Genomic DNA, 20,480 nt, shown 5'->3' on the forward strand with positions numbered 1-20,480 from the left:
GCGTCGCTGTGCGAGTGATCCAGCGATGAGGATCGGGGCTTGCGGTGAGAACTTCGGGACATGGGTCAGCGGGAGATCTGGAAGTTGAAGACGTCCTGGTCGAAGTGGTTGTACTGCTCGTAGTCGATGAGCTCGTACAGGTCGGCGCGATGCTGCATCTCGCCGAGCTTCGATGTCAGGTGCCCCTCCTCATCGAGGGTGTCGAGAGCGCGGGATGCCGCCCCCATCGCGATCCGCAGCAGCGAGACGGGCCAGATCACGATGTTCACCCCGACGTCGCGCAGCTGATCGACCGAGAACAGCTCCGACTTTCCGAACTCGGTCATGTTCGCGAGGATCGGCACGTCTACGGCGGCGCGGATCGCGGCGAACTCCTCGAGCGTGCGCATCGCCTCGGGGAAGACGGCATCCGCCCCCGCATCGACGAGCGCCTTCGCGCGGTCGATCGCGGAATCCATCCCCTCCACCGCGCGGATGTCGGTGCGCGCCATGATGAGGAAGTTCGGGTCGCGGCGAGCGTCGGCCGCGGCGCGGATGCGCTTGATCGCGGTGTTCTCGTCGACGACGGCCTTGCCGTCGAGGTGCCCGCAGCGCTTCGGGTTGATCTGATCCTCGATGTGCGTGCCGGCCAGGCCCGCGTCTTCGAGCGTCTGAATCGTACGCGCCACGTTCATCGGCTCGCCGAACCCGGTGTCGGCGTCGATGATGGCCGGCAGATCGGTCATCCGGGCGATCTGCTGACCACGACCGGCGACCTCGGTGAGCGTCGTGAGTCCGATGTCGGGCAGCCCGAGGTCGGCGGAGAGCACGGCGCCCGAGATGTAGACCCCCTCGAACCCCTTGCGCTCGATGAGTCGCGCGGAGAGCGGATTGAACGCGCCCGGGAACCGCAGCAGCTCGCCGGTCGCGAGGCGTTCGCGGAAGAGACGGCGCTTCTCGTGGGCGGGCACGGTGGAGTACAGCATCGGTCAGTCCTCGGCCCTCTCGCGTTGAGGATTCAGGAGACCCGCCCTGAGCGAGCCCCCACGATCGGCGTTCTCGACGCCCCGCCCCGCGGAGTCAGCCATCAGAACAGCCCCTTCGGTGCCGGGGCGCCGGCGAGGACTCCGAAATCGGCGACGATCGTCAGCTGCTGCACCTCTTCGGGCGTGAGCTCGGGCAGACGCTGGGCGAGGTCGAGGAAGCGCTCGATCTCGGCGGCGGTCAGCACGGGCTCGGCCAGGATGCGGAACTTGCGGATGTAATCCTCGCGGGCGAACGGACGGGCGCCGAGCGGGTGGGCGTCGGCGACGGCGATCTCGTCCTCGATCACCGTGCCGTCGGTCAGGGTGATGACGACGCGGCCCCCGAAGGCCTTCTCGTTCGGGTCGTCCGAGTGGTAGCGGCGGGTCCACTCCTCGTCCTCGGCGGTCGTGATCTTGCTCCACAGCTCGACGGTGTCGGCGCGGCCGGCGCGCTCCGGCGCGTAGGAGGCGACGTGGTGCCAGCCGCCGTCCTGCAGCGCGACCGCGAAGATGTACGGGATCGAATGGTCCAGCGTTTCGCGCGACGCCGTCGGGTCGTACTTCTGCGGGTCGTTCGCCCCGGACCCGATGACGTAGTGGGTGTGGTGCGACGTGTGCAGCACGATCGACTCGACGTTCGCGGGGTCGATCGCCTGAGGCGCCGACCCGTGGAGCTTGCGGGCCAGGTCGATCCAGGCCTGCGCCTGATACTCGGCCGAGTGCTCCTTCGTGTACGAATCGAGGATGCCGCGCTTCGACTCGCCGGCATCCGGCAGCGGCACGTCGTACGAGGCATCCGGGCCGTCGAGCAGCCAGGCGATGACGCCGTCCTCACCCTCGTAGATCGGGCTCGGTGAGGTCTCTCCGCGCATCGCGCGGTCGACCGCCTCGACCGCCATCTTGCCGGCGAAGGCGGGAGCATGCGCCTTCCACGTCGAGATCTCGCCCTTGCGCGACTGGCGCGTGGCGGTGGTGGTGTGAAGAGCCTGACCGACCGCCTGGTAGATCGTCTCGACCGGGAGACCGAGAAGGGTGCCGATGCCGGCCGCGGCCGACGGGCCGAGGTGGGCGACGTGGTCGATCTTGTGCTTGTGCAGGCTGATCGCGCGCACGAGATCGATCTGGATCTCGTAGCCCGTGGCGAGTCCGCGCACGAGCGCGGCGCCATCGGACCCGACGTGCTGGGCGACCGCGAGGATCGGCGGGATGTTGTCTCCGGGGTGGGAGTACTCCGCCGCGAGGAAGGTGTCGTGGTAGTCGAGCTCGCGCACGGCCACGCCGTTGGCCCACGCCGCCCACTCGGGGCTGGTGCGACGCTCGAGAGGGCAGCCGAACACGGTTGCGCCCACGCCGCCGACCGACACCGCGTGGTCCAGCGCCTGCTGGCGGGCCGCGCTGACGGGGGCACGGGTGAGGGATGCCGCGGCGACCGCGGCATTGTCGATCACGCGGTTGACGATCATGTCGACCACGTCCTGGTCGACCTCGACGGGGTCCGCGGCGACCTCGGCGATATGCCAGGCCAGCTGCCCTTCGCGCGCGAGATTCTCGTCGCTGCGGTGAACGCGGAGGTGGTGGATGACGGTCATGATGACGGGGCCTTTCAGAGACGCGACCCTTCGACGGGCTCAGGGACCGGAGAACCGGCCGCTGCGGCCGGAGACCCGATCGCTGAGCTCGTCGCAGCGTCGAGGGAATCGAGGATGTTCGTGAGCGCGTTGTGCAGGTGCACGTGCGTGGCGTGAGCGGCGAGGTCGGCGTCGCGCGCGCCGATCGCGGAGGCGATCAGGCCGTGCTCGGCCACCGATGCCGCCAGTCGGCCAGGGTTGTCACGCGCGAGCCGGCGCACGCGCACGAGGTGGGTGCGGACGGTCCGCAGCGCCGCGGTGAGGTAGTCGTTGGAGACGGAGGCATCGAGCATCTCGTCGAACCGCGCGATGAGCAGGTAGTACGCGTCTCGTCCGGTGGCGAGATCGACCCGGGTGAACTCGCGCGCGAGGTCGGTGAAAGCTGCGGGATCCCCCCGCTCGGCGGCGAGACGGGCGGCGGATTCTTCGAGGGCGCGTCGCACTTCGAAGATCTCGCGGATGTCGTCGGGCTCGATCGCGGTGACGACCGTCACGCGCGGCGACTGCTGCGCGACGAGGCCGTCCGCGGCGAGGCGCCCGAGCGCTTCGCGCAGAGGGGTTCTGCTCACGCCCAGACGTGCGGCCTGCTCGACCTCGCCGAGCACGACCCCGGGCCGCAGGACGCCCGACTGGATCTCGTCGAGGAGGGTCGCATATGCGCGATCGCTGGCTCGCACGCGCATCACCTCCTCGTTCAGGACTCCGTCATTGTATACATAAAGGCGCCAGGGCCGCCACTCCTCGTCCCAATCAGACGTTTAGGTATACACCGGTACCGCACACGGGGGGCCGTCGGGAGGCCGTGAGTATTTCGTGAGGAATCTTCACAAGTTTGTGAAATCGGCGTACGCTCCCCGCCATGACCAGCGTCATCCGCACGAGCGGGCTCGCGAAGCACTACGGCCGCGTCCATGCCCTCGATGGGCTCGATCTCGAGGTCGAAAAGGGCCAGATCCACGGCTTCCTCGGCCCGAACGGCGCCGGCAAGTCGACCACGATCCGGGTGCTGCTGGGACTCGCGAGAGCCACTGCCGGTGAGGCATCCGTCTTCGGCTCACACCCGTGGCAGGACGCCGTCGCGCTCCACCGGCGCATCGCGTACGTGCCGGGCGACGTCAGCATCTGGCCCAATCTGTCGGGCGGCGAGGCGATCGACCTCATGGCGCGCCTGCGCAGCGTACCGCGCCGGGACCCCGCCTACCGGGCCGAGCGCGAACGGCTGTGCGAGGCCTTCCAGTTCGACCCGCGCAAGAAGGGCCGCGCCTACTCGAAGGGCAACCGGCAGAAGGTTGCGCTGATCGCCGCGTTCTCGGTACCCGCCGACCTGTACATCCTCGATGAGCCCACCAGCGGCCTTGACCCTCTCATGGAGGTCATGTTCCGGCGCGAGATCGCACGGGTGCGCGCCGGTGGCGCCACGGTGCTGCTGTCGAGCCACATCCTCTCGGAGGTCGAGCAACTGTGCGATCGCGTGTCGATCATCCGGGCCGGCAGGATCGTCGAGTCGGGCACTTTGGCAGAGCTCCGTCACCTCACGCGCACCGAAGTCTCCTTCGAGGGGACGGATGCCGCGGCCGCCGGCGGCATCGCGGGCGTGCACGACATCGTCGCCGAGGAGGGGCGCGTGCGATTCACCGTCGACAGCGATGCCGTCACCGCGATGCTGCCCGAGCTCGCCCGGCGCGACGTCGCCGGGCTGCGCGTGAACCCGCCGTCGCTCGAGGAGCTCTTCCTCCGCCACTACGGTGACGACCTCGCCGCGATGGAGGCAGGCGGACGATGAGCCGCTTCGTCGCGCTGCTCGGCCAGCGGCTCCGTCGCGACTGGGTGCAGCTCGTGCTGTGGACGGTCGGCACGGCACTGTTGGCCTACCTGTCGTTCGTCGGGGTGGCCGAGTCGTACGCCACCGCGCAGGACCGCACCTCGCTGCTGGCCGCCGCCCTCGCGAATCCGGTGATCCTGTTGTTCCGGGGACTCCCCTCGGGCGCCGGAGAGGGCGCATTCATGGTGTTCCTCATCTTCCCGTGGCTCGCGATCCTCGCGGCCTTCATGAGCACATTCCTCGCGGTCCGCCACACTCGCATGGACGAGGAGGCAGGCCGCACCGAACTCGTCGCGGCGACGCCCGCGGGCAGGCTCCTCCCGGTCGGTGCGACCGCCGTCGAGGGACTGATCGCGAACGCGGTGCTCGCGGCATTGGTCGCCCTCGCCTTCGCCGGCGTCGGCCTCCCCCTCGAGGGAGCGCTCCTGGCGGGCGCTGCGGCGGCAGGCGCCGGGATCGTCTTCCTGGGAGTCGGGCTCGTGGCTGCGCAGCTGATGCGCGCTTCACGGGGTGCCAACTCGCTGGCGGTGTGGGTGACGGTCGGCACCTTCGTCCTCGCGGGAATCGGCAACGCCGTCGGCACCCCGAGCGACGATCTCACCCACATGGAGAGTTCGTGGCTCGCCTGGCTGTCGCCGTTCGGGTGGGCGGAGAACACCCGCGCGTTCGACGAGAACGTGTGGTGGCCCGTGCTCGTCTGCCTCGGCGTCGGGCTGGGGCTCGCATGGACGGCGCTCGCCCTGGCCTCAGTGCGCGACATCGGCGAGAGCTTCATCGCCGAGCGCAGCGGACGTGCCGTGGCGCCGGCATCCCTCTCCTCGTCCACCGGGCTGGTGTGGCGGATCACGCGCGGCGCCGTGCAGGGATGGGCGGTCGGCGGGCTGATCACCGGCATCCTGGCGACCACGCTCGCCTCGCTCGTGCAGGAGGTCGGCGCCGACAACCCGTCGGTCGAGCAGATCCTCGCCCAGATCGCCGGAGGCGGCGACATCGAGCAGGCCACGGTCACCGTGTTCTTCACGATGCTGGGCATCCTCGCCGCGTGCTGCGCCGTGCAGATCGTATGCCGTGCACGCCAGGAGGAGGCGCACGGCACCGCCGAGCCGGTACTGGCGACACCCGTCGCGCGCATCCGCTGGCTCGCGGACTACCTGCTCATCGCGCTCGTCGGCATCGTGCTGGTGATCGCCGCCGCGATCGGCGGTGCCGCCCTCGGCATCGCCGGCCAGGGCGGCACATGGGAGCTCATGCCGGATGTGCTGGTGACCGGCGGCGGGCAGGCGGTCGCGGCATCCGTCTTCCTGGTGCTCACGGCGCTCATTTTCGTCGTCGCGCCGCGGCTGACGATCGCGCTGGGATGGACGCTCGTGCTCGTCGGCATGATGCTCGGACTGTTGGGCCCGCTGTTCGGGTTCCCGGACTGGCTCACCCACCTCTCGCCGGTCGCCGTCGCCCCCAAGGTCGAGGGAGATGTCGTCGACATCGCGGGACTGTGGTGGCTCGTGCTGGCGACCGGCGCCGGCGCGGCGCTCTCGCTCGGCCTGATGCGGCGGCGTGAACTCGCGCCCGCCGGATAGCTCCACGGGGTGAGGAGTCCTATGGCCAACGAGCATCCGGGCATGAAGCCCGCAGAACAGGCCGCCGCGATGCTGGCCGCCGCCGGCATGGCGCGCATGCCCGCCCGCGTGATGATGGCGCTGGTCGGTTCGCCCGACGAGGGCTACACGGCGGCCGACCTCGCGGAGCGGCTGGGAGTGTCCGCGGCAGCGGTGTCGGGCGCGGTGCGCTACCTCGTGTCGATGCGGATGATCCAGCGGGTCTCCCGTCCTGGCGACCGGCGCGACCGCTACGACCTCGTGGACGACGCCTGGGCCGGGATGATCACGGCGAACGCCCCGCTGTACGCGGGGCTCGCCGCGCAGATGGACAGCATCGCCGAGGAGAACGCCGGTGCGCCGATCTCGGTCGCGCGGGCACGCGAGATCGCCGACTTCCTGCGCTACCTCGCCGAGCGGATGCCGCGCCTCGCGGCCGACTGGAGGGCCGAGCGCGAGGCCGCAACCCGCCCCGACCCCCGGTAGCCTTGCCCGGGTGACTGATTCTCCCCGCTACATCGTGGCCACCGACGGAGCCTGCAAAGGAAACCCCGGACCGACAGGCTGGGCGTGGGTGGGCGAGGACGGCGAATGGGCCGCGGGGGCGATCCCGCAGGGCACCAACAACGTGGGTGAGCTGATGGGCCTGCTCAAGGCCATCGAGGACCACGCCGACGTCGAGAACCTCGTCGTGCAGGCCGATTCGAAGTATGCGATCGACACCTATACGAAGTGGATGGACGGCCACCGTCGCCGCGGCTGGAAGACCTCGACGGGCGCGCCGACCAAGAACGTCGACATCCTCGAACAGCTCATCGTCGCGCGTGATGCCCGTCGCGCGGCCGGGCTTCCCGACGTCGTGCTCGAGCACGTGCGCGGACACTCGGGTCACGTCCTGAACGCCTGGGCGGACGAGCGCGCGGTGCGCGGGTCCGAGCACGCCGCGAAGGGCGTCGCGAGCGCGTGGTCGTCGCTCGGCACTCACGACAAGATCGACGTGTCGGTCGCGCCGAAGAACGGGCGCTGACGCTTCACAGGCCCGCGCGATACTCCGCCCATGCGTCGCCGAGACGCCGAAGCCCTTCGCTCAGTACGGCCTCGGGTGCGGTGTAGGGCATCCGGATGTGGTCGTCGTAGGCGACGGATGCCGTGAACTCCGCGCTGCCGGCGACGGCGACGCCCCGCATCGCCGCGACCCGGGCGAAGGCGCTCGCCGAGCCGATCGGCAGCTCCGCCCAGGCAGTCAGGCCGCCGCGCGGCGGTACCACGCGCCAGTCCGGCAGATGCTCGGCCATCTCGGCGAGCATCCGGGTCGCCGCGGCCGCGTGCGTCTCGCTCACGTCGCGCCGCAAGCGACGTGCATCGTCGAGGAGGTCGAGCGCGAGCAGCTGAGCGGGCACGCTGGTGGACTGATCGACGAGCTGACGGATGCTGCGAAGCCGCCTCACCTGCACGGGATCGGCTCGGAGCCACCCGATCCGCAAACCCGACCACGACCATTTCGACAGCGAGTCGATCACGATGATCGGGGCATCTGGACGCAGCGCTGCGAGGGTCGGCGGGACGACTCCGTCGAACGACACGTGCGCCAGCGCCCTGTCCTCCAGCACCGGCACGCCGTACTCCGCGGACAGGTCCGCGATCCGCTGACGCGCGGCGTGCGGCGTGCGCGTTCCCGTCGGATTGTGGTGGTGCGGGTTGACCGCCACCAGCACCGGTCGAAGTGCCACGATCGCCGCCTCGAGCTCGTCGATGTCGAGCCCGTCCGGCCCCATCGTCACGCCGTGCAGCCGCCCGCCCCGCCGGCGCACCGAGTCCGCGAGGCCCGGCCAGGTGACGGACTCCGTGAGGACGAGATCACCGGGGCCGATCATGTCGTCGATGACGAGACTGATCGCCTGCTGGGCGCCGTGGGTGACCAGGATCTGCGCGGCCGTGGCAGGCGTGCCCTCCTCGTCGAACAGCGTCGCGATGCGCCTGCGGAGCACCGGCAGACCCGCCGGGTCGGTCTCGGACATGCCCACCGGGTCGAACACGGGAGAGTGCGCACGCACGATCTCGCTCGCCCGCTCCGGGATCGCCGGCACCGCGCGCAGCAGATCGATCGCGGACGGCAGCGCCGAGAAGAGCGTCTCGCCGCGGGCGACTCGATCGTGTGCCGGAGCCGCCGCCACGTGGCCCGCGACGCGCGTGCCGCTCCCCTGGCGACGCTCGACGAGCTCGTCGTCGTCGAGCAGCCCGTAGGCGGCGACGACGGTGCCGCGTGACACCGCGATCGTACCGGCGAGCGTGCGCTCCGCGGGCAGGCGATCTCCGGGGCGCAGCTCGCCACCGGCGATGAGCGCCGAGATCGCTCGCGCCAGCCGGGCCGCGAGCGTCCCCTCACCCTGGGCCCATCGACCGAGGCGCGTGGCGAGCCGTGCGGCGTCGACGGTGCCCGCCCGGGAGACGGGGCCGCTGTGAGCCGCATGATGGTCCACCGGCCACTCATTGGCCCTTTCAAAGGTCGTCATAGCACCGCATTCTGGTCCAATGCGACCCACTGTTCCCACCGAATCGGTAAACCTCGGTCCACTTCAGCCGAATTGGACCGTCCGCGATCTGCTGTCGTGGATCGCCGAGGACGACACCCGGTGCCATGAGCCCGCGCTGACTCCGCTGGTCGCGGCGCTCGATCGTGCACTCCGCCCGGAACGTCGCCCGGCAGACGGGTCGGTCACCATGTCGTCACCGGTCGGCCTGGTCCGCTCGCTGGCGTCTCTGGTCCGCTCGCAGCCCGCGCTCGGTCGCACCTCGGTACTCTCGCTCCTCCAGGGCGGCGGACAGGTGGCGGGACGATCTCTGCCGGATGCCGTCGCCTCGGGTGTGCAGGATCCGCGCGACCTCGACCGGCGCGCGAGCGACGCGGCATCCGCCCCGGCTCGGGCACTCATCCGCGCGTGACGCCCGCCGGCGCGCTCAGCGACCTGACCGAGTCGGGCCGTCAGGCCTCGGATCCGTCCGTGGAGCCTTCGTAGAGTCCGATCGCATTGCCGTCGGGGTCCGAGATCACCGCCCACCAGCTGGTGGGGCTGATCTCGGCCTTCTCCATCAGCACCGTCGCGCCCGCTGCGGTGGCTGCGCCTACCGTGTCGTCGATCGAGTCGACCTCGACGTACGAACGCGGCTGGCTGAACCCTTCGCTGCGCGGAGCGAGACCGCCGCCCGAGATCTGGTTCGGAGCCTGCCACATCGGGTACCCCTCGAACCCGGGAACCTCCGCGATCTGCCAGCCGAACAGCGTCGAGTAGAACTTCTTCGCCTGCGCGAAGTCGGTGACGGGGATGTCGATGTGCGTGATGTCGCCGTGAGCCATGGTGGTGTCCTCTCGTGCGGTTCCGACCCGGCTAGTCTCCGCCGCGATCCGTACGCTCACAAGGGGTCGGACCGTCAGCCGGCACCTGCGTCGGCGAGGTGCGATTCGAGCGCGTCGACGGCGGGGCGCTGCCCCTTCACGAGCTTCTCGCGGGCGTCGGGCAGCGACATCCATTCGACTCGATCGACCTCGGGAAAGGATGCCGTCCGACCCGATCGCGGCGGCCATTCGAGCTCGAACTCGCCGAACTGCGCCCCCTCGAGCGAGAACCCCGCTCCGTCGGCCACGAAGACCGTCACTCGCTTTCCCGATGAGTAGGCGAAGGTGCCGAGCTCGGCGTACGCGACCTGGGGCGCGTCGAGACCGAGCTCCTCGCGGAACTCGCGCCGGGCGGCGTCGAGCGCCCCCTCGTCGGCTTCGACGAACTCGCCTTTCGGGATCGACCAGGCGCCGGCGTCCTTGCTCGCCCAATACGGCCCGCCCATGTGCGCGATCAGCACGCGGGGCTCGGGATCGAGCCGGTAGAGCAGGATGCCGGCGCTCGTGGTCACCATGTCGGTTCCTGAACGCGTCAGCCGATGCGCGTCTTGGGCGACACCGTGTAGGTGTCTTCGGCGTCGTCGTACACGGCACCCGCCAGGGCCGCATCGATCGCCGACATCGTGTCGGCATCGAGCACGACACCCGAGGCCTTGACGGTGTCGGCGAGCTGCTCGGGGCGCGATGCCCCCACCAGCGCCGACGCGACGTTCGGGTTCTGCAGCACCCACGCGATAGCGAGCTGCGGCATCGTCAGCCCGGCCTGCTCGGCGATGGGCCGAAGCCGCTGCACAGCCTCGAGCACGTCGTCGCGCAGGAAGTCCTTGATGAAGTTCGCGCCGCTCTTCTCGTCGGTCGCGCGCGAACCGTCGGGGACAGGCTGGCCGGGCAGGTACTTCCCGCTCAGCACGCCCTGCGCCATCGGCGACCAGACGATCTGCGAGATGCCGAGTTCCTGAGAGGCCGGAACGACCTTGCCCTCGATCACGCGCCACAGCGCCGAGTACTGCGGCTGATTCGAGATGAGCTGGATGCCGTAGCTCTTGGCGAGCGCGTGGCCACTGCGCAGCTGCTCGGCCGTCCATTCCGAGACGCCGATGTACAGCGCCTTGCCCTGCCGGACGACATCGGCGAACGCCTGGAAGGTCTCTTCGAGCGGCGTCTCGTAGTCGAAGCGGTGCGCCTGGTAGAGGTCGACGTAGTCGGTGCCCAGACGCTGCAGCGAGCCGTTGATCGACTCGAAGATGTGCTTGCGGCTGAGCCCGGTGTCGTTTGCGCCACCCGGACCGGTCGGGAAGTACACCTTCGTGAAGATCTCGAGCGACTCGCGGCGCTGACCGGCGAGTGCCTTGCCGAGCACCGCCTCTGCGAGGGTGTTGGCATAGACGTCGGCGGTGTCGAACGTCGAGATGCCGACGTCGAGCGCCGCATGCACGGTGGCGATCGCCGCCGAGTCGTCGACCTGGGAGCCGTGGGTGACCCAGTTGCCGTAGGTGATCTCAGAGACCTTGAGACCGCTGTTGCCGAGGTACCGGTAGTTGACCATGAGAAAACGCTACCCCGCTGGACGGACACCGCGGGCGGCGTCCATCGCGCCGAGGCCGCGAGACGCGGGTTCGCACGACCGGGTCAGCGCGCGACCAGCCACTCCTCGAGCGTCACCGAGTCGATGATCGCCTCTCCCACGGGCACGAGGCTGGTCTGGTCGACGTCGCGTCCGAAGTAGCCCATGCTCTCGTCGACGACGATCGGTCGGGAGTCGCCCGCCGCAACGAGCACCCGCCCGACGAGACTCGGAATCGACGCCCGCTCGGGACCTGCGACCTCGACGACGCCCGCGGCCGGGGCAACCGCGGCATCGGCGACCGCACGCGCGACGGCAGCCGCAGCGACGGGCTGCATGGTCGCCGGAGCGAGGCGCACTTCACCGGCGACGGTGCTCGCGTCGGCGATGCTCGCCAGAAACTCGAAGAACTGGGTCGCACGCACGATCGTGAACGGCACGCCGCCCTCGTGGATGAGGCGCTCCTGCACGACCTTTCCCGCGAGGTAGCCCGGCGAATCAGGGTCGCGGTCCACGCCCACGATCGACAGGGCGACATGATGGCCGACTCCCGCGCGCTTCTCGGCGGCGAGCACGTTCGCCGTCGCGGCCGAGAAGAAGGCGATCACCGCCGCCTCGTCGAACGCGGGGGCATTCGTCACGTCGACGACGACATCTGCACCCGCGAGGGCTGCGTCGAGTCCGGCCCCGGTCACGCTGTCGACACCTGTCGACGGCGACGCCGCGATCGCCTCGTGCCCTCGATCCCGCAGCTGCGAGACGACCTGCGCGCCGATGAGTCCTGTTCCGCCCAGTACCACGATCTTCATATCTCCACCTAACTCGGATACTTGTTGTCCGGGTTGACCTTACCCGGATAACACCTATCCGAGTCAAGTACGATTTCGGGATGCGGATGTCGGGCGGAGTCGAGTGGGCGGTGCACTGCTGCGTCGTGCTCACCGACGTCGATCAGCCGGTGCCCGCTGCGACCCTCGCGAAGCTCCACGACGTGTCGATGACCTACCTCGCCAAGCAGATGCAGGCGCTCGCCCGCGCGGGACTCGTCCGCTCGGTGCAGGGGAAGGCCGGCGGCTACGTACTCACCCGCGACCCCGACGAGATCACCGTGCTGGACGTGGTCGTCGCGATCGAAGGCGTCGAACCGCAGTTCGTCTGCACCGAGATCCGTCAGCGCGGCCCCCTCGGAACGCCGCCCGAGGATTGCCGCACCGCATGTCCGGTCGCGAAGGCCATGCTGGCCGCCGAGTCCGCCTGGCGCGGCGCGCTGAAGGCGATCACGATCGGCGATCTCGGTCGCGAGGTCAATCGCGGAGCGGGCCGCGACGCCCTCGCGACGATACGGACCTGGTTCGGCGGCGAGGCCGCCTGACGCTCCCACGGGCGACGCGCGGGCGGCGAGCCCGGGCGTCGTCCGGCTCAGCGGACCTGCGCGCTCTCCTCGTCCAGCTCGTCCAGCTCATCGAGGTCTTCGATGCCCGCACCGATGATGTCGTCGGGGTCGGTCGCGGCCTGCTCGAACTGCGAGTTGTAGAGCCGGAAGTACGCGCCCTTCGCGGCGATGAGCTCGTCGTGCGCTCCCTGCTCGACGATGCCGCCGTTCTCCATCACCAGGATGAGATCGGCATCGCGGATCGTGGACAGCCGGTGGGCGATCACGAACGAGGTGCGCCCTTCGCGCAGCGCCGCCATCGCGTTCTGCAGCAGCAGCTCGGTGCGGGTGTCGACCGAGCTGGTGGCCTCGTCGAGGATGAGCACCGACGGCTGTGCGACGAACGCGCGGGCGATCGTGATGAGCTGCTTCTCGCCCGCCGAGATGTTCGACGCGTCCTCGTCGAGCACGGTGTCGTAACCGTCGGGGAGCGAGTGCACGAACCGGTCGACGTACGTGGCGCGAGCGGATTCGAGGATCTCGGTGTCGGTGGCGTCGGCGCGTCCGTAGCGGATGTTGTCGCGGATCGTACCCGCGAACAGCCACGGGTCCTGCAGCACCATGCCGGTCTTCGCGCGGATGTCGTGTCGCGTCAGATCGGCGATGTTCTGACCGTTGAGCAGGATGCGGCCGCCATCGAGCTCGTAGAACCGCATGATCAGGTTGACCAGCGTCGTCTTACCCGCACCCGTCGGGCCCACGATCGCCACCGTCTGGCCGGGCTCGACCCGGAAGGACAGATCGTGGATGAGAGGACGGTCGGGCGAATACGAGAACGCGACGTCCTGGAACTCGATCGTGCCGTCTCCGTCGATCGGCGCCGGCGCATCGGCCGCGTCGGGCTCCTCCTCCGGCTCGTCGAGCAGTTCGAACACGCGCTCGGCGGATGCCGTTCCGGACTGGACCACGGCGGCCATGCCGCCGAGCTCCGACAGCGGCTGGGTGAACTGCTGCGAGTACTGGATGAACGCCTGCACGTCGCCGAGGCGCAGCTGGCCGCCCGCGACCATGAGCGCGCCGAACACGGCGATGCCGACGTAGGTGAGGTTTCCGATGAACATCATCGCGGGCATCATGATGTTCGATAGGAACTGGGCCTTGAACGACGCCTGGTAGAGCTCCTCGTTCTCGACACGGAACGCCTCGCGCGAGGCCTGCTCGCGGCCGAACACCTTCACGAGCGCGTGGCCCGAGAACGACTCCTCGACGCGCGCGTTCAGGCGGCCGACCTTGCGCCACTGGATGCCGAACGCCTTCTGCGAACGCGGTCCGATCACACCGAACAGAACGCCCATCAGAGGGAAGCTCACGAGCACCACGAGCGTCAGCTGCCACGAGATCGAGAGCATCATGATGAGCACGCCGATCACGGTGAGCACGCTCGTGAGCGCCTGCGACAGCGACTGCTGCATCATCTGCGTGATGTTGTCGATGTCGTTGGTGACGCGCGAGATCAGCTCGCCGCGCTGCACGCGGTCGAAGTAGCTCAGCGGCATGCGGTTGATCTTGGCTTCGACCTGCTCGCGCAGGCGCCACATGGTGCGGACCATGATCACGTTGATGACGTAGCCCTGCACCCACAGCAGCAGCGACGACGCGAAGTACAGCGCCAGCACGACGAGGAGCACGCGGCTCAGCGCCAGGAAGTCGACGCCCGCCCCGGGGTCGAAGTTCTGCATCGCGTTGACGACATTGGCGAGATCGGGCTGTCCTGCGTCGATGAGACCCTGGACGACCTGTTCTTTCGTCGCGCCGGCGGGAACCATGCCGGACACGACGCCCTCGAAGAGGATGTTGGTCGCCTCACCCAGCACCTTCGGCGCGAGCACGGCGAGGACGACGCCGGCGGCGCCGAGCAGCGACACGAAGACGAAGGCGACCGCGTTCGGCTTGAGCAGACCCAGCAGCCGGCGGAAGGACGGCCCGAACCGCGATGCCTTGCCGGGAGCGACACCGCCCGACCAGTCGTCGGCCGCGATGCGCGCCTGCTCGCCGAGTTCGATCTCGAGCTTCTCCTCGGCGGACAACGCCACTTCTGCGCGTTCCTTCACCCGGCCCTTCCCGTCCTTCGCCGTCTGCCGGCTCTCGTCGGCGCTCATCGGGCCACCTCCGCGCCGAGCTGGGATTCCACGATCTCGCGGTAGGTCTGGCTGGACTCGAGAAGCTCCTCGTGGGTTCCGAGACCCACGATGCCGCCGTCGTCGAGCACCACGATGCGGTCGGCGTCGGTGATGGTGGAGATGCGCTGGGCGACCACGATCTTCGTCACGTCGGGCAGTTCCCGCCACAACGCCTGTCTGAGCCTGGCGTCGGTCGTGAGATCGAGCGCGGAGAAGGAGTCGTCGAACACCAGGATGCGCGGCTCGTGCACGATCGCCCGCGCGATCGCGAGCCGCTGACGCTGACCGCCCGAGACGTTGGTGCCGCCCTGTGCGATCGGAGAGTCGAGCCCGTGCGGCATCTGACTCACGAAATCGCTCGCCTGGGCGATCTCGAGTGCCCGCCAGATCTCGGCATCCGTCGCGTCTTCTTTTCCGAAGCGCAGATTCGACGCGATCGTGCCGGAGAACAGGAACGGCCGCTGCGGCACCAGCCCGATCGCGCTCCACAGCCCGTCGAGATCGGCCTCGCGCACGTCGAGCCCGCCGACGCGCACCACGCCGCCGGTGACGTCGAACAGGCGTGGGATGAGCGAGACGAGCGTCGTCTTGCCCGCGCCGGTCGAGCCCACGATCGCGACCGTCTCGCCGGGATCGGCGCGGAAGGTGATGCCGGACAGGATCGGATGCTCGGCACCCGGATACGTGTACGCGACGTCCTCGAACGCGAGGGCCCCCGGCGTCGGGAACCGCGACGTGGCATCGTCGGGGCGCACCAGCGTCGATGGGGTGCCGAGCACCTCGCCGACGCGCTCCGCAGAGACGGCGGCACGCGGGATCATCAGCGCCATGAAGCTCGCCATCATGACACCCGACAGGATGATCATCACGTACTGCATGAAGGCGAAGAGGGTGCCGATCTGGATCTCGCCGGAGTCGACCTGGAAGCCGCCGAACCAGATCACTCCGATCACGGTGACGTTGAGGATCAGCATGACGGCGGGGAACAGCACCACGAAGAGCGAACCGACCTTGCGGCCGACGACCATGATCTCGGTGTTCGCCTCGCGGAAGCGCTCCTCTTCGATGGGCTCGCGGACGAACGCGCGGATGACCCGGATGCCGGTGAGCTGCTCGCGCATGACGCGGTTCACCCCGTCGAGCTTGCCCTGGTAGCTGCGGAAGAGCGGGACCATGCGGGCGATGAGGAGCCCCGCCACGACGAGCAGCACGGGGACGGCCACCAGGATGATCCATGCGAGGCTCGCCGCCTGGTCGATCGCGAGGATGATTCCGCCGATCGCCAGGAGCGGCGCCGACACGAGGAACGTCGCGCCCATCATCGCGAGCATCTGCACCTGCTGCACGTCGTTGGTGTTGCGGGTGATCAGCGAGCCCGCTCCGAAGCCGGTCACCTCACGCTCGGAGAAGCTCGAGACCCGCTCGAAGATCCCGTCGCGAAGATCGCGGCCCATCTTCATCGCAGCTTTCGCCGCGAAGTACGTGGCGATGATCGCCGCGACGATCTGACCGAGAGACACCGTGAGCATGACGAGCCCGGTGCGCCAGATGTACTCGGTGTCGCCCTTGGAGACGCCGTTGTCGACGATGTCGGCGTTGAGGCTGGGCAGATACAGCGACGCGAGCGCCGAAGCGAACTGGAACACCAGCACTCCAAGCAGGAGCCAGCCGTACGGCTTCAGATAGCGAACGAGGAGCTTTGCCAGCACGGATGTCTCCAGAGTCTGCCGGGCGCAACGGATGGCGCCCGCGAGGTGATGCAGACACCCTCCCACGTGCCACCGACATCGCGACGGCCCGTTCTCGGAGGGCGGAACGCGCAGAGCAGGCGACCGCCCTTCCGCATCCGTCGATCACGATAACACGATATATCGCGACGTTCGAGGCGAGCGCGCGTCTCTCAGGCGGTCACGCCTCGGCTCCCTGCGCGATGTCCGCGCGCTCGCGCCAGCTGCGTGCCGTGACGCGGTCCAGCGCGACCTTACGGCGCAGTGCGGCGGCCTGCTCGTAGAGCGACGGCTCACCGTAGCTCGTGAGCACCTTCACGAGGACCGGGAGCAGCTCGATCATGAAGAACAGACCGGCGATCAGCCAGTGCGCCCACGCGAGCGTCGGCTCGCGCTGAGAGAGGCGTTCCAGCCCGCTGATCTGGCTGAGCAGTCCCTCGGCTTCGGCATTGCCGCTCGCAACGGCATCGGCACGGGCGTTGTAGGCGGCGAGCGCCGTTTCGTACTGCGTGCGCGCCGCGGGCAGCTCGCCTTCGGCCTGCTCCTTGTTCTGCGCCTCCGAGGCGCCGACGGCGGCCGTGCCGGCGGTCTGCGCGGCAGCAAGATCCGCCTCGGCCGTGCGCAGCTGGGCCGCGATGTCGTCATACGATGCCTGCGCCTGCGCGAGCTGGTCTCGCGCGGCGCCCGAGCTCGCCCCCTCGCCCGCGACCCCGGTGCAGCCGGCGACCTCGCCCGCGCCCTCGCCACTGATCTCGCACTGGTACATCGCGCGGGCCTGATCGATGACCTCCTGCTGTGCAGCGAGCTTCGCCGTCATCTCGTCGACGGTCTGCTGAGCCGTCGCGGTGGTGGCGGACGTCGAGGACGTGCCCTCGACGATGCCCGTCGCCGCCTGGTTCTCGAGCGCGGCGACACGCGCGCTCGCGGCATCCAGGGCCTGCTTCTCGGGGCCCGAGGTGACCGCATCCTGATCGGACTGGGCCTGCACGAGGTTCGTCGCCGTCACCTCGCGTGCGATGTCGTTGTGGAAGATCTGCAGCACGAGCGGCTCGGCCACCACGATGCCGATGACCGCCGCCATGATCACGCGAGGGACGGCCAGCCCGATCAGCCGGCCGACGCTGTGCGTGGAGCGCATCGTCGAGGTCAGGAAGCGGTCGAGGTTGAAGATGATGAGCGCCCACAGGATCGCCAGCGGCAGGGCGCCCCAGGCCACGATCCGCACACCCGTGGTCAGCGCGAAGTACATCGAGATCGCCGAGATCAGAGCGGTGCCTGCGATCACGAAGAACATCTGCACGAATCGAGGCGTCTCGGTGGGCACCTGATCGAGCACATCGGGCTCTGCGCCGCCGAGGATCGCGAGCCGGCGCCATCCCGATCCGCGAGGCCGCCGATGCGAGCGGGCGCGCACCTCGCCCGCGTCGGGAGCGGATGCCTCGTCCGGCGTGGCCGCCGCACCCGCGTCGTGGGGATCGCCCTCTTCCACGATCGTCGTCGGAGCGGTGTCGTCGAAGAGTTCGTCGACCTTCTCGAACGGGTCGACGCGGTCGTCGGGTCCCTGCGCGGGCTCCGGCTCGGACGAGCCGGCTTGAGCTGCGCGCACATCGTCGACGAAGAGGTCGTCGACCTGATCGCCGGACGCGTCGAGGTCGATCCGACCGTCGGAGCCGAAACGGCCGGGCCGGTGTGCGGAGAAAGACATCCGCCCAGGCTAAGCAGGGCCACCTGTGCGGCAGGTGGATGAACGCTATGCCGCGTCAGACCTCGAGCGGCGTGACGGCCGCGACGGCCTGGTCATCCTCGGTCGCGACCAGCTGCCCGCAGGCGCCGTCGATCTCCTTGCCGCGGGTGTCGCGCAGCGTGGTCGGCACGCCCGCCTCATTCAGGCGCCGAACGAACTCGTTCTGCACCGAGACGTCGGACGAGGTCCAGATCGATCCGGGCGTCGGGTTGAGCGGGATGGGATTCACGTGCACCCAGCCGCGGCCGCGCTGGTTGAGCTTCTCTGCGAGAAGATCGGCGCGCCAGGCGTGGTCGTTCATGTCTTTGATGAGCGCGTACTCGATCGAGACGCGGCGGCCGGTCTTGTCGAAGTAGGCGCGGGCGGCATCGAGCGCCTCGTCGACCTTCCAGCGGGAGTTCACCGGGATGAGCTCGTCGCGCAGCTTGTCGTCCGGCGCATGCAGCGACAGGGCGAAGGTCACCGGGATGTCCTCGTTCGCGAGCTTCACGATCGCCGGCACGAGTCCGACCGTCGACACCGTGATGCCGCGGGCGCTCATGCCGAGGCCGTGCTCTTTGTCGGTCATCACGCGCACCGCCTGCATGACCCGCGCATAGTTGGCGAGCGGCTCCCCCATGCCCATGAAGACGATGTTCGACACCCGCTCGGCGGAGTGGTCGTCCTTCTTCTTGCCACCGAGACCGCCCTCGGCGATGAGGCGATTGGCGCGCACGATCTGCTCGATGATCTCGGCCGCCGACATGTTGCGGGTGAGTCCCGCCTGCCCCGTCGCACAGAACGGGCAGTTCATGCCGCAGCCCGCCTGGCTCGACACGCACAGCGTGATGCGGCCGGGGTAGCGCATGAGCACCGACTCGACGAGGGCGCCGTCGTGCAGCTTCCAGAGGAACTTGATCGTGTCGCCGCGGTCGGTCTCGAGGCGGCGCACCTCGGTGAGCAGTGGCGGCAGCATGCCATGCACGAACTCCTCACGGCCCTCCGCCGGGAGGTCGGTCATATCGGCGGGGTCGTGGGTCCAGTGCTGGAAATAGTGCTTCTCGAGCTGCTTCGCGCGGAAGCCGGGCAGACCGAGCTCTTTGACCTTCTCGACACGCTGCGCGGGAGTGAGGTCGGCCAGATGCACCGGCGGCTTTCCGCGCTTGGGGCTCGCGAACTGGAGGAGAGGCCGACCCTCGGCATCCTTCTTCTGCGTCCAGCCTTCCGTCGCCGGACGCACCTGCTTGGGTTTGGTGGCGCGCACGGGCGAGGGCTCGGTCATGCCCTCAGGGTACCGGCCGCACCTGCGCGAACGCTGGTCAGCGATGGCGCGGGCTGTCTGCCGCCGAGAACCGACCAGGGACCCGCCGCCGCGAATCGCGCGGCTTACACTTCTGAGCATGAGCACCGATCCGAAGCCGGCGGCGGCGAGGGCCGTCGTCGCGCACAAGGTGCTCAACAACAATGTCGTCATCACGGTCGACGCCGGCGGCACCGAGCGAGTGCTCATGGGACGCGGGCTGGGCTTCCAGCTGAAGCCCGACGACATCCTCGATCCGGTGAAAGTCGAGAAGACGTTCATCCTGGACGACGGCGCCGAGGGCGATCGCGAGCGCCAGATCCTCACCGACGTGCCCTACGCCGTCATCGAGGCGGTGAGCCGCGCCGTCGACGAGGCCGAACGCGCACTCGGCCACCAGCTCGGCCGGCGGCTGACGATCGCGGTGATCGACCACATCCAGTACGTGTTCGAGCGACTCGAGCAGGGCATCCGCATTCCGACGACGTCGATGCCGGAGCTGCGTGTGCTGCACCCGCAGGAGTTCGCCGCCGCGACCCGCATGGCATCGTCGATCGAATCGGCGCTGAACAAGCCGCTTCCCGACGAAGAGGCCGTCTTTCTCACGATGCACCTGCTCAATGCCACCCGCGACGAGCCCAACGGCACCGCGGCGCTGCTGTTCCGCCGTGTGCAGCACGTCGTCGCGACGGTGGAGTCGGGCCTCGGCGTCGAGCTGGACCTCGAGAGTGCCGACTACGCGCGCTTCATCCTGCACGTGCAGTTCCTGTTGCAGCGTCTCGTCGAACGGACCATGCTCGCCAGCGGCGACACCTCGTTCTTCGAGTTCGCCAAGCACAGCTACCCGCGCTCGCATGCGATCGCCCTCGACGTCAAGGCGTACGTGCGGGAGGCGACGGGGTCGGAACTGACGGACGAGGAACTGCTCTACGTCATCGTGCACGTCGAACGGCTGCGGACCCAGATCGCCAGAGGCGCGAATCCCGACCCTGTGGTAACTTAACAATCGCAGGCATGTCCTGCAGCCTGGATTGTTACCGCGCGAGCGGGCAAAACCTGAACTCATGTCGCCGAATGGCGGCATCCGAGTTCAGGTTTTTTTGTTGCCCGAAAGCGGGCAGCGGTCCGGTCTCCGAATGTACCGAACCAGCCGCATCGATGCGGCGAAAGG

19 protein-coding genes are annotated in these 20,480 nt (G+C 69.0%); 7 read left to right on the forward strand and 12 right to left on the reverse strand.

What is annotated here, in order from left to right:
• Nucleotides 1-65: 65 nt before the first annotated feature.
• The 3 genes from prpB to KEC57_RS05830 form a co-directional block, all read right to left on the reverse strand.
• On the reverse strand, nt 66-965 hold the full coding sequence (gene prpB, locus KEC57_RS05820; RefSeq protein ID WP_229383569.1) for a methylisocitrate lyase: 900 nt from the start codon (nt 963-965) through the stop codon (nt 66-68).
• A gap of 101 nt (nt 966-1,066) precedes the next feature.
• Nucleotides 1,067-2,593 carry an MmgE/PrpD family protein gene (locus KEC57_RS05825; RefSeq protein ID WP_229383570.1) on the reverse strand — a complete coding sequence of 509 codons (1,527 nt, stop codon included), beginning with the start codon at nt 2,591-2,593 and terminating at the stop codon, nt 1,067-1,069.
• A 14-nt stretch (nt 2,594-2,607) separates the two neighbouring features.
• On the reverse strand, nt 2,608-3,309 hold the full coding sequence (locus tag KEC57_RS05830) for a GntR family transcriptional regulator (protein WP_229383571.1): 702 nt from the start codon (nt 3,307-3,309) through the stop codon (nt 2,608-2,610).
• 182 nt (nt 3,310-3,491) lie between these two features.
• Here KEC57_RS05830 and KEC57_RS05835 point away from each other — a divergent pair, with 182 nt between their 5' ends.
• From KEC57_RS05835 to KEC57_RS05850, 4 genes are read left to right on the forward strand one after another with little or no spacing between them, the layout of a single operon-like run.
• The gene (locus KEC57_RS05835) at nt 3,492-4,415 is read left to right on the forward strand and encodes an ABC transporter ATP-binding protein (protein WP_229383572.1); all 924 of its coding nucleotides are present in this window, start codon (nt 3,492-3,494) and stop codon (nt 4,413-4,415) included.
• Nucleotides 4,412-6,031: an ABC transporter permease gene (locus KEC57_RS05840; RefSeq protein WP_229383573.1), complete on the forward strand. Its 1,620-nt coding sequence runs from the start codon at nt 4,412-4,414 to the stop codon at nt 6,029-6,031. The genes KEC57_RS05835 and KEC57_RS05840 overlap by 4 nt, the downstream gene beginning before the upstream one ends.
• A 42-nt stretch (nt 6,032-6,073) precedes the next feature.
• Nucleotides 6,074-6,535 (forward strand): GbsR/MarR family transcriptional regulator, encoded by a 462-nt coding sequence (locus KEC57_RS05845; protein ID WP_229383574.1) that lies wholly within the window; start codon nt 6,074-6,076, stop codon nt 6,533-6,535.
• Between the two features lie 10 nt (nt 6,536-6,545).
• Entirely contained in the window at nt 6,546-7,076 is a 531-nt protein-coding gene (locus tag KEC57_RS05850) for a ribonuclease H family protein (protein ID WP_229383575.1), read from the forward strand.
• 4 nt (nt 7,077-7,080) lie between these two features.
• On the opposite strand, the gene KEC57_RS05855 is transcribed toward KEC57_RS05850, so the two are convergent.
• Nucleotides 7,081-8,562: an aminotransferase-like domain-containing protein gene (locus tag KEC57_RS05855; protein ID WP_229383576.1), complete on the reverse strand. Its 1,482-nt coding sequence runs from the start codon at nt 8,560-8,562 to the stop codon at nt 7,081-7,083.
• A 19-nt stretch (nt 8,563-8,581) separates the two neighbouring features.
• On the opposite strand from KEC57_RS05855, the gene KEC57_RS05860 reads away from it, so the two are divergent.
• Nucleotides 8,582-8,992, forward strand: coding sequence for a hypothetical protein (locus KEC57_RS05860; RefSeq protein ID WP_229383577.1), 411 nt, complete (start codon nt 8,582-8,584; stop codon nt 8,990-8,992).
• 40 nt (nt 8,993-9,032) lie between these two features.
• Here KEC57_RS05860 and KEC57_RS05865 read toward each other — a convergent pair whose 3' ends face one another.
• From KEC57_RS05865 to KEC57_RS05880, 4 genes are all read right to left on the reverse strand, one after another.
• Nucleotides 9,033-9,404 (reverse strand): VOC family protein, encoded by a 372-nt coding sequence (locus KEC57_RS05865; protein WP_229383578.1) that lies wholly within the window; start codon nt 9,402-9,404, stop codon nt 9,033-9,035.
• Between the two features lie 74 nt (nt 9,405-9,478).
• Nucleotides 9,479-9,958 (reverse strand): NUDIX hydrolase, encoded by a 480-nt coding sequence (locus KEC57_RS05870; protein WP_229383579.1) that lies wholly within the window; start codon nt 9,956-9,958, stop codon nt 9,479-9,481.
• A 17-nt stretch (nt 9,959-9,975) separates the two neighbouring features.
• Nucleotides 9,976-10,989: an aldo/keto reductase family protein gene (locus KEC57_RS05875; RefSeq protein ID WP_229383580.1), complete on the reverse strand. Its 1,014-nt coding sequence runs from the start codon at nt 10,987-10,989 to the stop codon at nt 9,976-9,978.
• Nucleotides 10,990-11,072: 83 nt separating this feature from the next.
• Complete coding sequence (locus KEC57_RS05880) at nt 11,073-11,816, reverse strand: SDR family oxidoreductase (protein ID WP_229383581.1); 744 nt, start codon at nt 11,814-11,816, stop codon at nt 11,073-11,075.
• Between the two features lie 80 nt (nt 11,817-11,896).
• Between KEC57_RS05880 and KEC57_RS05885 the strand changes: the two genes are divergently transcribed.
• The gene (locus tag KEC57_RS05885) at nt 11,897-12,379 is read left to right on the forward strand and encodes an RrF2 family transcriptional regulator (RefSeq protein WP_229383582.1); all 483 of its coding nucleotides are present in this window, start codon (nt 11,897-11,899) and stop codon (nt 12,377-12,379) included.
• Between the two features lie 47 nt (nt 12,380-12,426).
• Here the strand turns inward: KEC57_RS05885 and KEC57_RS05890 are convergent, their stop codons facing one another.
• The 4 genes from KEC57_RS05890 to rlmN all read right to left on the reverse strand — a co-directional run bounded on the left by KEC57_RS05890 (nt 12,427) and on the right by rlmN (nt 19,291).
• A complete protein-coding gene (locus KEC57_RS05890) occupies nt 12,427-14,538 on the reverse strand; it encodes an ABC transporter ATP-binding protein (protein ID WP_229383583.1) in 2,112 nt (703 codons plus the stop codon).
• On the reverse strand, nt 14,535-16,268 hold the full coding sequence (locus KEC57_RS05895; RefSeq protein WP_229383584.1) for an ABC transporter ATP-binding protein: 1,734 nt from the start codon (nt 16,266-16,268) through the stop codon (nt 14,535-14,537). The genes KEC57_RS05890 and KEC57_RS05895 overlap by 4 nt, the downstream gene beginning before the upstream one ends.
• A gap of 199 nt (nt 16,269-16,467) precedes the next feature.
• Nucleotides 16,468-17,991, reverse strand: a complete 1,524-nt coding sequence (locus tag KEC57_RS05900) for a DUF4407 domain-containing protein (protein ID WP_229383585.1) — start codon at nt 17,989-17,991, stop codon at nt 16,468-16,470.
• Between the two features lie 55 nt (nt 17,992-18,046).
• Nucleotides 18,047-19,291: a dual-specificity RNA methyltransferase RlmN gene (gene rlmN, locus KEC57_RS05905; protein WP_229383586.1), complete on the reverse strand. Its 1,245-nt coding sequence runs from the start codon at nt 19,289-19,291 to the stop codon at nt 18,047-18,049.
• 118 nt (nt 19,292-19,409) lie between these two features.
• Between rlmN and KEC57_RS05910 the strand changes: the two genes are divergently transcribed.
• Entirely contained in the window at nt 19,410-20,312 is a 903-nt protein-coding gene (locus KEC57_RS05910; RefSeq protein ID WP_229383587.1) for a PRD domain-containing protein, read from the forward strand.
• Nucleotides 20,313-20,480: the final 168 nt, after the last annotated feature.

Source organism: Microbacterium allomyrinae (assembly GCF_020682705.1).
Lineage (GTDB): Bacteria > Actinomycetota > Actinomycetes > Actinomycetales > Microbacteriaceae > Microbacterium > Microbacterium allomyrinae.

Bases quoted from the DNA above. Each gene is read 5' to 3' on its own strand.
- KEC57_RS05865 (WP_229383578.1), bottom strand. From the start codon at position 9,404: ATGGCTCACGGCGACATCACGCACATCGACATCCCCGTCACCGACTTC.
- KEC57_RS05835 (WP_229383572.1), top strand. From the start codon at position 3,492: ATGACCAGCGTCATCCGCACGAGCGGGCTCGCGAAGCACTACGGCCGC.
- KEC57_RS05880 (WP_229383581.1), bottom strand. From the start codon at position 11,816: ATGAAGATCGTGGTACTGGGCGGAACAGGACTCATCGGCGCGCAGGTC.
- KEC57_RS05875 (WP_229383580.1), bottom strand. From the start codon at position 10,989: ATGGTCAACTACCGGTACCTCGGCAACAGCGGTCTCAAGGTCTCTGAG.
- KEC57_RS05885 (WP_229383582.1), top strand. From the start codon at position 11,897: ATGCGGATGTCGGGCGGAGTCGAGTGGGCGGTGCACTGCTGCGTCGTG.
- KEC57_RS05870 (WP_229383579.1), bottom strand. From the start codon at position 9,958: ATGGTGACCACGAGCGCCGGCATCCTGCTCTACCGGCTCGATCCCGAG.
- KEC57_RS05840 (WP_229383573.1), top strand. From the start codon at position 4,412: ATGAGCCGCTTCGTCGCGCTGCTCGGCCAGCGGCTCCGTCGCGACTGG.
- KEC57_RS05910 (WP_229383587.1), top strand. From the start codon at position 19,410: ATGAGCACCGATCCGAAGCCGGCGGCGGCGAGGGCCGTCGTCGCGCAC.
- KEC57_RS05900 (WP_229383585.1), bottom strand. From the start codon at position 17,991: ATGTCTTTCTCCGCACACCGGCCCGGCCGTTTCGGCTCCGACGGTCGG.
- KEC57_RS05890 (WP_229383583.1), bottom strand. From the start codon at position 14,538: ATGAGCGCCGACGAGAGCCGGCAGACGGCGAAGGACGGGAAGGGCCGG.
- rlmN (WP_229383586.1), bottom strand. From the start codon at position 19,291: ATGACCGAGCCCTCGCCCGTGCGCGCCACCAAACCCAAGCAGGTGCGT.
- KEC57_RS05825 (WP_229383570.1), bottom strand. From the start codon at position 2,593: ATGACCGTCATCCACCACCTCCGCGTTCACCGCAGCGACGAGAATCTC.
- prpB (WP_229383569.1), bottom strand. From the start codon at position 965: ATGCTGTACTCCACCGTGCCCGCCCACGAGAAGCGCCGTCTCTTCCGC.
- KEC57_RS05855 (WP_229383576.1), bottom strand. From the start codon at position 8,562: ATGACGACCTTTGAAAGGGCCAATGAGTGGCCGGTGGACCATCATGCG.
- KEC57_RS05845 (WP_229383574.1), top strand. From the start codon at position 6,074: ATGAAGCCCGCAGAACAGGCCGCCGCGATGCTGGCCGCCGCCGGCATG.
- KEC57_RS05860 (WP_229383577.1), top strand. From the start codon at position 8,582: ATGCGACCCACTGTTCCCACCGAATCGGTAAACCTCGGTCCACTTCAG.